The organism is Pseudoduganella sp. OTU4001 (assembly GCF_038440195.1).
Taxonomy (GTDB): Bacteria; Pseudomonadota; Gammaproteobacteria; order Burkholderiales; family Burkholderiaceae_D; genus Rugamonas.
Window position 1 is genome coordinate 1 of the sequence record NZ_JASATG010000014.1, and the last position, 13,286, is coordinate 13,286.

General features: G+C 62.7%; 16 protein-coding genes. All 16 read right to left on the reverse strand.

The genetic code is table 11. The features are described from left to right. Positions 1 to 12 precede the first annotated feature (12 nt). The 16 genes from AAHE99_RS14275 to AAHE99_RS14350 all read right to left on the reverse strand — a co-directional run bounded on the left by AAHE99_RS14275 (position 13) and on the right by AAHE99_RS14350 (position 13,249). Complete coding sequence (locus tag AAHE99_RS14275) at positions 13 to 1,101, reverse strand: DUF4214 domain-containing protein (protein ID WP_342118019.1); 1,089 nt, start codon at positions 1,099 to 1,101, stop codon at positions 13 to 15. Between the two features lie 90 nt (positions 1,102 to 1,191). Next, positions 1,192 to 2,262 (reverse strand): DUF4214 domain-containing protein, encoded by a 1,071-nt coding sequence (locus AAHE99_RS14280; protein WP_342118020.1) that lies wholly within the window; start codon positions 2,260 to 2,262, stop codon positions 1,192 to 1,194. 65 nt (positions 2,263 to 2,327) lie between these two features. Further along, entirely contained in the window at positions 2,328 to 3,011 is a 684-nt protein-coding gene (locus AAHE99_RS14285; RefSeq protein ID WP_342118021.1) for an RNA pseudouridine synthase, read from the reverse strand. Continuing rightward, complete coding sequence (ltaE, locus tag AAHE99_RS14290; RefSeq protein WP_446728931.1) at positions 3,011 to 3,970, reverse strand: low-specificity L-threonine aldolase; 960 nt, start codon at positions 3,968 to 3,970, stop codon at positions 3,011 to 3,013. Before ltaE ends, AAHE99_RS14285 begins: the two co-directional genes overlap by 1 nt. Before the next feature lie 104 nt (positions 3,971 to 4,074). After that, entirely contained in the window at positions 4,075 to 5,004 is a 930-nt protein-coding gene (locus tag AAHE99_RS14295; RefSeq protein WP_342118023.1) for a class I SAM-dependent methyltransferase, read from the reverse strand. Further along, positions 4,991 to 5,185 carry a Fe-S cluster assembly protein IscX gene (gene iscX, locus AAHE99_RS14300; protein ID WP_342118135.1) on the reverse strand — a complete coding sequence of 65 codons (195 nt, stop codon included), beginning with the start codon at positions 5,183 to 5,185 and terminating at the stop codon, positions 4,991 to 4,993. The genes AAHE99_RS14295 and iscX overlap by 14 nt, the downstream gene beginning before the upstream one ends. Before the next feature lie 16 nt (positions 5,186 to 5,201). Next, a complete protein-coding gene (gene fdx / locus AAHE99_RS14305) occupies positions 5,202 to 5,543 on the reverse strand; it encodes an ISC system 2Fe-2S type ferredoxin (protein ID WP_342118024.1) in 342 nt (113 codons plus the stop codon). Between the two features lie 17 nt (positions 5,544 to 5,560). Next, positions 5,561 to 7,441, reverse strand: coding sequence for a Fe-S protein assembly chaperone HscA (gene hscA / locus AAHE99_RS14310; RefSeq protein WP_342118025.1), 1,881 nt, complete (start codon positions 7,439 to 7,441; stop codon positions 5,561 to 5,563). 21 nt (positions 7,442 to 7,462) lie between these two features. Then, positions 7,463 to 7,978, reverse strand: a complete 516-nt coding sequence (gene hscB / locus AAHE99_RS14315) for a Fe-S protein assembly co-chaperone HscB (RefSeq protein WP_342118026.1) — start codon at positions 7,976 to 7,978, stop codon at positions 7,463 to 7,465. Between the two features lie 4 nt (positions 7,979 to 7,982). Continuing rightward, positions 7,983 to 8,306 carry an iron-sulfur cluster assembly protein IscA gene (gene iscA, locus AAHE99_RS14320; RefSeq protein ID WP_342118027.1) on the reverse strand — a complete coding sequence of 108 codons (324 nt, stop codon included), beginning with the start codon at positions 8,304 to 8,306 and terminating at the stop codon, positions 7,983 to 7,985. An 11-nt stretch (positions 8,307 to 8,317) separates the two neighbouring features. Continuing rightward, positions 8,318 to 8,701 carry a Fe-S cluster assembly scaffold IscU gene (gene iscU, locus AAHE99_RS14325; RefSeq protein WP_342118028.1) on the reverse strand — a complete coding sequence of 128 codons (384 nt, stop codon included), beginning with the start codon at positions 8,699 to 8,701 and terminating at the stop codon, positions 8,318 to 8,320. Positions 8,702 to 8,726: 25 nt separating this feature from the next. Further along, a complete protein-coding gene (locus AAHE99_RS14330; protein WP_342118029.1) occupies positions 8,727 to 9,983 on the reverse strand; it encodes an IscS subfamily cysteine desulfurase in 1,257 nt (418 codons plus the stop codon). 18 nt (positions 9,984 to 10,001) lie between these two features. Beyond that, complete coding sequence (iscR, locus tag AAHE99_RS14335) at positions 10,002 to 10,484, reverse strand: Fe-S cluster assembly transcriptional regulator IscR (RefSeq protein ID WP_342118030.1); 483 nt, start codon at positions 10,482 to 10,484, stop codon at positions 10,002 to 10,004. A gap of 146 nt (positions 10,485 to 10,630) precedes the next feature. After that, positions 10,631 to 11,392: a uracil-DNA glycosylase gene (locus AAHE99_RS14340; RefSeq protein WP_342118031.1), complete on the reverse strand. Its 762-nt coding sequence runs from the start codon at positions 11,390 to 11,392 to the stop codon at positions 10,631 to 10,633. Positions 11,393 to 11,446: 54 nt separating this feature from the next. Beyond that, complete coding sequence (locus tag AAHE99_RS14345; protein WP_342118032.1) at positions 11,447 to 12,787, reverse strand: hypothetical protein; 1,341 nt, start codon at positions 12,785 to 12,787, stop codon at positions 11,447 to 11,449. 33 nt (positions 12,788 to 12,820) lie between these two features. Next, a complete protein-coding gene (locus tag AAHE99_RS14350; protein ID WP_446728927.1) occupies positions 12,821 to 13,249 on the reverse strand; it encodes a hypothetical protein in 429 nt (142 codons plus the stop codon). Positions 13,250 to 13,286 lie beyond the last annotated feature (37 nt).

The window sequence follows — 13,286 nt, forward strand, 5'->3', positions numbered from 1 at the left end:
TGGGCTGTTGATTTAGGCGGAGGCGTAGTATTCGATGCCGTTCTCCATGGTGCCGATCAGGGCGGCGTAGTTTTCCTGGCTTTCGCTGAAGTCGGCCAGGACTTCGGCCACGGTGGCCTGGTGCTTGTTCAGGACGTCCACATAGAAGTCCAGGCCGCCCTGGTCGGGCGCGCGGTGCAGCACGTTCTGGTAGAACTTGTAGACGATGTCGTAGTTGCTCGGCTGGCTGCCGTAGATGCTGCGGAATTCCTGCGAGCTGACAAAGCCGTTGGCAATCGAGTTGAGCGAGACACCTTCGTCGAGGCGGGCGATCCAGAAGCCAAGGCCCCCTTTGTCCGGGACGCGGTTGAAGGCAGCCTGGTACAGGCGGTACGCTTCGCCGGCGTTGCCATTCACGTCGAAGGCAATGTCGACATCCTTGAAATCCAGCCGTTCAATATTCGACAGCAGGTCCTTGCCCTCATTGCCAACCAGGTCGGTGACGATCACGCGGTCGCCGTCAATACGCACCGAGTATTCGGAGCGGTTGCCCTGGTAGTAGGCTTCGTCGAGGCCAGTGCCGCCATCGAGGTAGTCGCTGCCACGTCCGCCGAACAGGGAATCGCGCCCTTCGTAACCGAAGATATTGTCGTCGCTGGCGGTACCGTTGATATCTTCGCCCTTGATGGTTCCGTCAATGTTGTTGCCGCTCAGGGTGCCCAGGTCTTCATAGATGCTGAGCGTGACGGCTTGCTGGCCGGAGCCGGCGCCCTGCCACCAGGACGCATCCACATAGTAGGTGCCGGTGTACGGCGCGACAAAAGTCACGTGGTCGTAGCCCCAGCCGCCGGTCAGGTCATCCTCGGCGATAGCGTTGCCGCGGTCGTCGAACACCAGCAGCACGTCCGGGTCCTTGTAGCTGGTGGAGCTGAGCGAGTACATGGCGCCTTCAATGGCGTTAAAACTGAACACTGCCGCTCCCGCTGCGCCGGCGTAATTGGCCGTGTACTGCACCGCGTTCTCGTAATTGTGGGCGGTGTATGCAGTCAGCGGCAGGCGCGGTGCGTTGTTCATTTCGTACTGGGTGAGTTTGGTGTAGTACGGAATGGTGGTGTAGCTCATGGCAGTCTCCAAGTTTATCCTGGTTTTAATCTTAGCCATGAGCGCCCGGGCGAAAGGCAAGAATTACAATTTGTTTCGCAGATTACAGCTTCAGCCCCAGGGCGTGTAGGGAACGCCGTCGCTCATGCTGCCGATCAGCTGCAGATAGTTCTCCGGGCTCTCGCTGAAACCAATCAGCACCTGCGCACGGGTTGCCAGGCCGGCATCCAGCACGTGCACCCAGAATTCCAGTCCGCCGGCATCGGGCTCGCGGTGCAGGACGTTCTGGTAGAAGCGGTACACCACGTCGAAATTGCTGGGGGAGTTGCCGTAAATGCTGCGGAACTCGGCGGAGTCGATGAAGCCGCCGGCGATGGCTTCCAGGCTGAGGCCATGGTCGATCTGGTAGATCCAGAAGCCGAGTCCCACCATGTCTGGGGTACGGTCAAAGGCGGCCTGGTAAATGCGGAAGGCTTTGCCGCCGCCGCCATCCACGTCGATTGCGAGCGACATGTCCGGGAACACCAGCCTCTCGACATTGGACAGCAGGTCGCGCCCATCGTTGCCGGAAAAGTCGGTCATCAGGAAGCGGTCACCGTAGGCGCGCACCTCATACGCCGCACGGGGACTCGCGAAGAAGGCCATGTCGAGGCCTGGCCCGCCATCGAGGTAGTCGTCGCCGCCACGTCCGCGCAGGCTGTCGTTGCCGGCCGCGCCCAGGATGTTTTCAGCGCCGGCTGTGCCGTTCAGGACTTCCCCAAGCGCGCTGCCGCTGATTACCGGTGCGGCGGCGGGGGTGACGTCTTCATACACGCTCAGGGTGACGCCATGCTGCCCTTCCCCGCTTCCCTGGCGCCAGGCGGGGAAGACGTAGAAAGTGCCGCTGTAGGGGGCGAAGAAGGTGGCATGGTCGGAGCCTGGAATGCCGGTGCCGTCATCTTCGAAGATGGCGTTGCCCGCCTGGTCGTACACCAGCAGCACGCCGGGGTCATTGTAGCTGCTCGATTGCAGGGTGTAGACCGCGCCAGCCATGGCTTGCCAGCTGAAGATCGCTTCAGCGGCGCCGATCGGGAATTCGGCAAAATACAGGGCGACGCTTTCATAGCCGGCCAGGCCGTAGGTGGTCAAGTCCAGCTGAGGCGCGCTGTCCATCTGTATCTGGCTGAGCTTGGGGTAGCTCATCAGGGCCTCCTCTACTGTCCTGGCTCAATCATATCCAGCCCGACAGCAGAGGGACGCACTCTTGTTCAGAAGCGTTCGTAGCCCTGCAGGTAGCGCCATTCGCCCGGCTGCAGGCCGGCCATGGAGATGCGGCCGATGCGCTGGCGCTTGATGGCGGTGGCTTTCAGGCCCACGTCGGCGCACAGCTTGGAGATCAGGGATGGCTTGGGCGGGCGCACGGCAAAGCGCAGGCGGCGCTCGTTCTGCCAGCTGACTTTTCCGTTGCCCTGGTTCAGTTGCGCGAGGCCGTTGTCGGCGATGGCGCCGTCTACATCGACGATCAGTTCCTGTTCGACCAGGGCGCCTTCGTCGACCAGCTTGCGGGCGACGCGGAAGTCTTGCGTGAAGACGAACAGGCCCGATGCTTCGTTTTCCAGCGGCAGGCAGGCCGTCAGGTTGCGCACGTGGCGCGACAGGAAGCGGGTGCGCTTGGCGTCGGCGCTGCGGGCGTCGGGCGACAAGCAGGCCAGCGGGTCGGCGCCGGCCGGTTTGTTCAGCAAGATCGTGACGGGGGCGATTTCGAGCAGCGTGGCGTCGGGCGCCAGCACCACGTGCTGGTGCGGGGCAACGCGGGCGCCCGGCTCTTCGACTACCTCGCCGTCAACCGTGACGTAGGCGCCTTCGATGTAGATTTCCGCTTCGCGGCGCGAGCATGGAACCATTTCCGCCACGCGCTTGGCGAGGCGGATGGTGTTGTCTTCGTTGTTCATTATTGCTTGAAGTAGTGGGCGATGACGCCGGCGACCTTTTCAAGGTCGGCGCGGCTCACGTCCAGGTGGGTCACTAGGCGCATGGTCGGGGCCATCGAGACGCGGATGCGTTCTGCTGCCAGCGCGGCATTCAGGCCTTCGCAGGCTTCGCGCGGCATGGTGACGAACAGGATGTTCGTTTGCGGCTGGCTGACTTGCAGCACGCCGGTTTTTGCCAGCTCGGCTCCGAGCCAGGCTGCGTTGGCGTGGTCTTCGGCCAGGCGCTGGACGTTGTTCTGCAGGGCGTACAGGCCTGCGGCTGCGATCACGCCGGCCTGGCGCATGCCGCCGCCGAGCATTTTTCGCCAGCGTTTGCCCTGCTCGATCAGTTCCTTGCTGCCGCACAGGACGGAGCCGACCGGGGCGCCGAGGCCTTTGCTGAGGCAGACGGAGACGCTGTCGAAGCCTTGCACTGCCTGCTGCAGCGTGATGCCTTGTTTGACGGCGGCGTTGCAGATGCGGGCGCCGTCCAGGTGGGTTGCCAGGCCGCGTGCATGGGCAAGCGCGGTTGCTTGCTGTACGTATTGCTGCGGCAGGACCTTGCCGCCGATGGTGTTTTCCAGCGCCAGCAGGCGTGTGCGGGCGAAGTGGAAGTCTTGCGGCTTGATGGCGGCTTCAATGTCCTGCAAGGCGATGCTGCCGTCCGCCTGGTTCAAGATTGGCTGCGGCTGGATGCTGCCCAATACCGCTGCACCGCCGCCTTCGTATTTATAAGTGTGGGCGTCCTGGCCGACCAGGTATTCATCGCCACGGCCGCAGTGGGCCAGCAGGGCAATCAGGTTGGTCTGCGTGCCGCTTGGCGCGAACAGGGCGGCTTCGTAGCCGAATAGCTCGGCGGCGTAGGCTTGCAGGACGTTGACTGTTGGGTCGTCGCCGTACACATCGTCGCCCACTGGGGCGGCAAACATTGCCTCGCGCATGGCGAGGCTTGGATGCGTGACGGTGTCGCTGCGCAGGTCGACCCAGCGCTCGCCGTCGGCCGCAGCGTGCGTGGTGGCGGCGCTGCCGGCCGGATAGCCGGCGCTCACGGCGCCACCTCGGCGTCGGCCGCGTCGGCTGGCGTAGTGGCAGGCGCGCCGGTGTAGAAGCGGTTGCCCATTTCGTCGAGGCCGATCGTGCTGAGGACTTCCTTCAGGCGCTCGGCGGGGCGGCGGCGCGGGAGGTTTTTGTACGTGGCGACGATCAGCTCATTCTTCATCGAGTGCTCCCAGCCGACAAGTTCGGTGACGGTAACCTGGTAGCCGTGCGACTCCAGTTGCAGGCAGCGTAGCACGTTGGTGATCTGGCTGCCGAACTCGCGGGTGTGGATCGGGTGGCGCCACAATTCGGTGAGCACATTCTTGCCCAGCGCCGAGCCTTTGTTCTTGCGCAAAACCGACGCGACTTCGGCCTGGCAGCACGGCACCAGGACGATATGCTTGGCCTTCTTCTTCAACGCGAAGTCGATGGCATCGTCGGTGGCGGTATTGCAGGCATGCAGTGCGGTGACGATGTCGATCTGCTCCGGCAGCTTGTCGGAGGTGGTTGATTCGGCCACCGATAGCGGCAGGAAGCTCATGCCCGGGAAATCGAACTTGCGCGCCAGTTCTTCCGAGCGAGCGACCAGTTCTTCGCGGGTTTCGATGCCGTAGATGTGCGAGTCGTCGCCCAGCGCCTTGAAGAACAAGTCGTAGATGATGAAGCCGAGGTAGGACTTCCCTGCCCCGTGGTCAACCAGCGATACCGAACCCTTGGCCGCACGCACATCGTTCAGCAGCGGTTCGATGAACTGGTACAGGTGGTAGACCTGCTTCAGCTTGCGGCGCGAATCCTGATTCAGCTTGCCGTCGCGGGTGAGGATGTGCAGCTCCTGCAGCAGCGCAACCGACTGGCCGGGCTTGACTTCAGGGATGTCGGTGACGGTCGTAGGCAGCCGCACGCGCGTAGCAGTGCCGGGTGACTTAATTTGCTTCATCGATCCACGCCTGCTGGATCGCTTCCAGCACTTTTTCACCGCCGCGCTTATGGTCGTCGTCGAACTCTTCCAGGTCGACGATCCAGTTGTGCAGGTCGACAAAGCGCACGGTCGTCGGATCGACATCCGGGAACTTGTCGTACAGGGCTTCGGCAATCGCCGTGACATCACTCCATTTCAGCATGGTGCACCTCGGCTCAGTGGCCGCCTTCGCTGGCGTGGTTGATCGTGTACTTCGGAATTTCGATGACCAGGTCTGCTTCCGCCACGATCGACTGGCAGGACAGGCGCGAGCACGCCTCCAGGCCCCAGGCCTTGTCCAGCAGGTCTTCCTCGGTTTCGGTCGCTTCGTTCAGCGAGTCGAAGCCTTCACGCACCAGCACGTGGCAAGTGGTGCAGGCGCAGGATTTCTCGCAAGCGTGCTCGATATGGATGTCGTTCTCCAGCAGGACGTCGCACACGGACTTCCCAGCTTCGGTTTCGATCACGGCGCCCTCAGGGCACAGCTTGGCATGCGGCAGGATGACGATTTGTGGCACTTCTATTCCTCAGTCAATTAAACAACCTGGTCCAGCGACTTGCCGGCCAGTGCGCTGCGCACGCTGCGGTCCATGCGGCGCGATGCGAATTCTTCGGTGCCCTGGGCCAGGGCTTCGTAGGCGGCCTTCACCGCATAGTGGTCGGCTTCACCGCTGCCGGATTTCACCAGCACGTCCATGGTGGCGGCCATCAGGGCCTGGATGGCGGCGCGCTCGTCGTCGGACAGCAGCGCTGCATCTTCATCCAGCGCGGACTGGGTCGCCAGCATGATGCGCTCGGCTTCCACCTGTTCTTCGCGCAGGGCGCGCGCTTTCATGTCGGCTTCCGCTTCGGTATGCGATTCGGACAGCATGCGCGCCACGTCGTCGTCGCCCAGGCCATACGATGGCTTGACGGTGATCGAGGCTTCCACATTGGAGCGCAGTTCGCGCGCGGAAACCGACAGCAGGCCGTCGGCGTCCACCTGGTAGGTGATGCGGATACGCGCCGCGCCAGCCGCCATCGGCGGGATGCCGCGCAGTTCAAAGCGCGCCAGCGAGCGGCAGTCGCTCACCAGTTCACGCTCGCCTTGCAGCACGTGCACCGCCAGCGCGGTCTGGCCATCCTTGAAGGTGGTGAACTCCTGCGCACGGGCGCATGGGATGGTGGAGTTGCGCGGGATGATCTTCTCAACCAGGCCGCCCATGGTTTCAATACCCAGCGACAGCGGGATCACATCCAGCAGCAGCCAGTCGTCGCCTGCGGCGCGGTTACCGGCCAGCAGGTTGGCCTGGATGGCGGCGCCCAGCGCTACCACCTTGTCCGGGTCGATATTGGCGTGCGGGATGGTGTGGAAGTACTCGCCCACTGCGCGCTGCACGTGCGGCATGCGGGTCGCGCCGCCGACCATGACCACGCCGTCGATATCGTCGGCATCGACATTGGCGTCGCGCAGGGCCTTCTTCACCGCGTTCATGGTCTTGGCGACCAGGTGCTTGGTGATGTCGGCGAAGATTTCAGGGGTGATGCGCTGGTGGACTTCTTCACCCGAACGCAGCATGGCGTCGATGGTCACTTCCGCCTTGGTCGACAGCAGTTCCTTGGCTTCGCGCGCTTTCACCATCAGGGTGGCGGTGTCTTCGTCGGACAACGGCGCCAGCTTTTCCTGCTCATGCACCCAGCAGAACAGGCGGTGGTCGAAGTCGTCGCCGCCCAGCGCGGAGTCGCCGCCGGTGGCCAGCACTTCAAACACGCCTTTGGACAGCTTCAGGATCGAGATATCGAAGGTGCCGCCGCCCAGGTCGTACACGGCGAAGATGCCTTCCGAGCCGTTATCCAGGCCGTAGGCAATGGCCGCCGCAGTCGGTTCGGACAGCAGGCGCAGCACGTTGATGCCGGCCAGTTGCGCGGCGTCCTTGGTCGCCTGGCGTTGCGCTTCGTCGAAATAAGCCGGCACGGTGATCACGGCGCCGACCAGGTCGTCGCCCAGCGAGTCCTCGGCGCGCTGGCGCAGGGTGGCCAGGATTTGCGCGGACACTTCGACCGGCGACTTCACGCCGGCCACGGTCTTCAACTGCACCATGCCCGGCGCATCGACGAAGTCGTACGGCAGGTTCTCGGCGTAGGCGATGTCCTTCAGGCCGCGGCCCATGAAGCGCTTGACCGACACGATGGTGTTCTTCGGGTCGGTGGTCTGGTGGGCTTGCGCCTTCAGGCCGATATTGGCATGGCCATTCGGCAGATAACGCACCACGGAAGGCAGCAGCGGATGGCCGTCCTCGTCGTTCAGCACTTCTGGAATGCTGCTACGGACGGTCGCTACCAGCGAATTGGTGGTGCCGAGGTCGATACCCACTGCCAGGCGGTGCTGGTGCGGGGCGGTCGACATGCCCGGTTCGGAAATCTGCAAAAGAGCCATGGTGAAACCTGTATTGTTCTTTTACGCCTCGATGGCGTCGTAAGCGAAGCGCACTTCTTCGCCGAATTTTTCGATGAACATCAGCGCGCGCACACCTTGCGCGACGGCGTGATAGTCAGCGCTATTGCAATGCTGCTCGATCTCCGCCAGCTGGGCCTTGCGCGCGGCGCGCAGCTGGCCATCCAGCTTGTCCAGCAGGTCGGCGTCCTTGCCGGCGCGTGCTTCGGCCAGCTCTTCGCGCCATTCCATCTGCTGCATCAGGAATTCCATCGGCATGGCCGTATTGGATTCCATCTTCAAATCGACGCCATTCAGCTCGCACAGGTATTGCGCGCGCTTCTGCGGATTCTTCAGGGTCTGGTAGGCCTCGTTGGAGCGGGTCGACCATTGCATGGCGACGCGCTTCTCGGCATCGGTGGCGTTGACGAACTTGTCGGGATGGACGCGGCTCTGGACTTCGCGATAGGCTGCGTCCAACGCAGCCGTATCTACGGAGAACTGCTGGGGAAGCTGGAAGAGTTCGAAGTGGTTTTGCACGATATTAAATGCGGAAGCTTTCGCCGCAGCCGCAAGCGTCCTTCTCGTTCGGGTTGTTGAACTTGAAGCCCTCGTTCAGGCCTTCGCGCGCGAAGTCCAGTTCGGTGCCGTCAATGTACGGCAGGCTTTTCGGGTCGACAAAGACCTTCACGCCGTGCGACTCGAAGACGGAATCCTCTTCCGCCACTTCGTCCACGTATTCCAGCTTGTAAGCCAGACCGGAGCAGCCGGTCGTGCGTACGCCAAAACGCAGGCCAATGCCCTTGCCGCGACGCTCGATGTAGCGGTTGATATGCTTGGCTGCTTTTTCGGTCAGGGTGACTGCCATAACGTCCTCGCTTATGCGCCGTGCTTGGCCTTGTAGTCGCTCACAGCTGCCTTGATGGCGTCTTCCGCCAGGATGGAGCAGTGGATTTTCACTGGCGGCAGTGCCAGCTCTTCCGCGATCTGGGTGTTCTTGATGGCCAGCGCTTCATCCAGCGATTTGCCCTTCACCCATTCGGTGACCAGCGAGCTGGAGGCGATTGCCGAACCGCAGCCGTAGGTCTTGAATTTCGCGTCTTCGATCTTGCCGTCCGCGCCAACCTTGATTTGCAGCTTCATCACGTCGCCGCACGCAGGTGCGCCCACCATGCCGGTACCGACGGTCTCGTCGCCCTTTTCAAAGGAACCGACGTTGCGCGGGTTTTCGTAGTGGTCGAGGACTTTTTCCGAGTATGCCATTTTGATGCTCCCTTAGATTCTGTAATTAGTGCGCTGCCCACTGGATGGTGGAGAGGTCCACGCCATCCTTGTACATTTCCCACAGTGGGGACAGTTCGCGCAGCTTGCCCACTTTGCCTTTCAGCAGGTCGACGGCGAAGTCGACGTCTTGTTCGGTGGTGAAGCGGCCGATGGTGAAACGGATCGAGCTGTGCGCCAGTTCGTCGCTGCGGCCCAGGGCGCGCAGGACGTAAGATGGTTCCAGCGAAGCGGAAGTACAAGCGGAACCGGACGAAACGGCCAGGTCCTTGACCGCCATGATCAGCGACTCGCCTTCCACGTAGTTGAAGCTCACGTTCAGGTTGTGCGGCACGCGGTGGTCCATGTCGCCGTTGACGTAGGTTTCTTCGATTTCCTGAAGGCCTTTCGCCAGGCGGTCGCGCAGCGCGCGGATGCGGGCGATCTCGGATTCCATCTCCACTTTCGCCAGGCGGAAGGCTTCGCCCATCGCCACGATCTGGTGGGTAGGCAGGGTGCCGGAGCGCAGGCCGCGCTCATGGCCGCCACCGTGCATCTGCGCTTCGATACGCACGCGCGGCTTGCGGCACACGTACAGGGCGCCCACGCCTTTCGGGCCGTAGGTCTTGTGCGCGGTGAAGGTCATCAGGTCGACTTTCAGGTCTTGCAGGTCGATCGCCACCTTGCCGGTCGCTTGCGCGGCGTCGCAGTGGAAGATGATGCCTTTCTTGCGGCAGAAGGCAGCGATTTCCTTGATCGGCTGGATCACGCCGATTTCGTTATTGACCAGCATGACCGAAACCAGGATGGTGTCCGGACGCACGGCGGCTTCCAGCTGTTCGATGGTGATCAGGCCATTGTCCTGGGTGTCCAGGTAGGTGGCGTCGAAGCCCTGGCGCTCCAGTTCACGCACGGTGTCCAGCACGGATTTGTGCTCGGTCTTGACCGTGATGATGTGCTTGCCCTTGGACTTGTAGAAGTTGGCCGCGCCTTTCAGGGCGAGGTTGTTCGACTCGGTGGCGCCGGAGGTCCAGATGATTTCGCGCGGGTCGGCGTTGACCAGGGCGGCGACGTGGCCACGCGCTTCTTCCACCGCTGCTTCGGCGGTCCAGCCGTACATATGGCTGCGGGAGGCCGGGTTGCCGAACTGTTCGCGCAGGTAAGGGATCATCTTGTCCGCAACGCGTGGATCGATCGGCGTGGTGGCCGAGTAGTCCATGTAGATCGGGAAATGCGGCGCGGTCTTGAATTCTACCGGTGCGATGTTCTTTTCAGGGGCGTTCATCTAATTACTCCAAATCGGTTAACCGAGCGCTGCTTGGTTGCTGTTGCGGTGTACGACTACCGGCTGTTCCGCCGCAGCCTTGGCTTTTTGCTGGTCAACCAGGTCCTGCAGCGATACGGAATCCAGGTAATCGACCATCTTTTCATTCAGGGTGGCCCACAGTTCGTGGGTCATGCAGCGGGTGCCATTCGCGTGGTCCGCGCCGTGGCAGTTTTCCTTGCCGCCGCACTGGGTTGCATCGAGCGGTTCATCGACAGCGATAATGATGTCGGCGACGGTCACCTTGTCTGCCTTGCGGGCCAGGCTGTAGCCGCCGCCAGGGCCGCGGATCGATTCCACGATTTCGTGGCGGCGCAGCTTGCCGAACAGTTGTTCGAGATAAGACAGGGAGATCGACTGGCGCTGGCTGATCCCGGACAGCGTCACCGGACCCTTGCCCTGGCGCATAGCCAGGTCAATCATCGCAGTCACAGCAAAACGGCCTTTGGTAGTCAGACGCATCACAACCTCGGTTCAACTCAGTTAAAATATCGTTCTGTCGCGCATTTGTTAGCCGGATTACTTGAACGATTTAGTCAAGTATACCAGACTTGCGCAGACCTTGCCGGACGCGCCTTCAGGCGCCCGAGGGGTAACGCGCGCCGAACTTAGCGCTTCAGCAAATTCATTGGGCCGAACAAGGCCTGCATTTCCTTATTGGCAATAAACGACAGGTTGTACGGGTGCTCCGCTACGATCTGCGGCAGCGCCTGCACGCTCGGCAGCTTGTTGAGCTGCTCCGCAATCTTCCCCCAGAGAATCAATTTAGGCTGCTGGACAGCCAGCGCCTGCATGACCGTGTCGAAGAATGGCAGCCAGGCTTTAGCATCTTTCACTGGAGCAACGTGCGGACGGAACACCAGGGACGCGTTCAGCAGCAGGAAACCGTGGCTGTGCAGGCGCTCCTGCATCTCAGCCAGGGTCTGGATCGCGGCGCCGCTCCGGGCGCGGGCCGCACAGGCAGCCAGCGCTTCGCCGGCGCTATTCGACGCCTCCAGCTGGCCATCGGCCACCAGCAGCATTTTCATGAAATTGCGCAGGGAGGTCGCCTTGTTGACCGGCTTGGACAGGCCGCCGCCCGCCTCTGCCGACCACAGGCTGCCAACGGCGCCGTCCATGAAGCAGACGCCGGTGGCGCTTTCGGCGCGCGGGTATGGACCCTCGCCTACCAGTACGTACCGCACGCGCTCCAGTGGCTGCTCGAAGGCGGCAAACAGGCGCAGCTCGGTCGGCAGGTAGTTGTCCACCGCCAGCTCAGCCAGATAAGTCGGGCTGGCCGCCGCCATGGCACGCAGGCCGCTTTCCAGCACCGGGCGCCACGACGGATGGGCGCGCTCAAGCGCTTGCTGGATAGGGCTGGGGATCGTCATGGGGCTGTCGGCGTTGGGCAAAGGCGAAATTGTATCTCCGCCAGCCCGCGCGGTCTATGGCCGGTCGCCCTTCAGCTTCAGGTTGGCGAGCCACAGCTTGCGCGACAGGAAGGCGAGCACCAGCAGGACCAGCACGCCCACGGCGGCCACCATCGACCAGATGCGCTGCACGTTCTCCGCGTTGCGCAGGTCTTTCGCCTTGTCGTCTTTCTGGCGCAGCAGCTCCTCGTTCTCACGGTTCTTCTTCTGCAACTGGGCCTCGGCACTGGTGTCGTCCTGCAGCTTGCGCGAGGCGCGCGCGAACACCTTCAGCGCAAACTCCTTTTGGCCCACATAGTCCAGCGCGCGGGCGTATTCGAGCAAGGCTTCGGCATCGATATAGTCGAAATTGGCCGCTTCGACGATGGAGCGCCCTTCTTCCAGCTGGCCCAGGTAGATCAGGGCGATCCCCTCGTTGAATTGTGAAGTTTCGATGGCCAGCGTATCGCCAGCCGCATGGCCGGCCTGCTTCGATTCCCGGCTTAGGCGCAGCGCCTCCTTGTAGTCCTGGCTGCGCAAGCTGAAGTCGGCCAGCGAGACTTGCAGGCGAGGCACCATCTCGTTCATCCGGTGCTTTTGCAGCCAGGCTACCACCTCGGCCAATGCGCTGCGCGCCCGCGCCAGCTGCCCCGCCTCGTCGGCGATCTGCCATTCCGTATAGCTGGCCCGGATGGCAATCCCGTCGAGCGGAATGGCTGCGGCCTTGGCTTTCAGCGCATCGACTGCCTTCAGCGCCTGCTGGCCCTCGCCCGCCAATCCGCTCAGCGCAAGGGCGCGTGCGCGCAGGGCCATGAACTGGATCACGGGCTGGTTCGAGGCATTGGCCAGCGTCACGGCGCGGTCCATGTGCTCCAACCCTTTACGGCCATTGCCCTGCCGGATAGCGTCCTGCCCCGAAGTAATCGTCGTCTTGGCCTGCATCGCCAGGTCCTTCGTCTGCTGCGCCATCTGGTGCGCCATGGCCAGCGCCAGGGTCGCGGCCTCATCCTCGCCTTGCACCGACTTGACGTAGGCGCGGTCCAGCAGGCTGTTGGCGACGATGGACTCATCGCCCAGCTGGCGCCCGATGCGCTCTTCAGTCTCGGCAGCCTGCAGCGCGGCGCCACTGTCGGTGCCGCGCAGTACATTGCTGAGCAAGGAATAGTAAGCCGCCTGGTCGCGCTGCGGCCATTGCCCAACCTGGGGCTTCAGTTTGCGCAGTTCGGCCAGGGTATGGCTGGGGGCCAGGTAGGAAAATTCGCGCAGCTGGTCCAGCCGCCCATGTTGAGCAGCCACATCCTGCGCCCAGGCCGGCGCGTGGGACAGAACAGCAGCCAGGATTGCCGCGCCAAGCCGGCGCGGTAGATTGCGGAACATGCGGGCCCTCAGTGTGACGAAAAGTAAAGTATTTTACTGCTCGGCAAACAAATCATGGGCATTCAGGATGGCAAAAGCGATTTCCGGATGACGTTCCAGGCAGCGGCGCACTGCGGCGGGCACGGCCTGGCGGGTTTTGCGGCACAGGCCGGGTCGCTGGCTCAGCTCGATCTGGAAACCGCGCACGGTGCGCACCTCGTTCGGACCGGGGGCGATGCGGATCGATACGCCCAGCTGCTCCTGCAGGCGCTGGCCGACCCGCATCAGCTCGGAATAGGTGGCGATGGCTTCGATCCGCTCCAGCAGGCGCTTCTCTTCCTCCTTCGTCAGGCGAAGGATGCGCAGGTCGGCTTGCGGGTCGTCCAACAGCAACTCGCGGTCGCAATCGCAAGCACCTGGCGGACACTCTTTCCGGATCGGGAACGGCGGCATCGTCATCGCCCCAGTATCCGTTGCTTGCATCGTGCTGTCAAACTTCTACCTCTGGTTGCACTTGTGT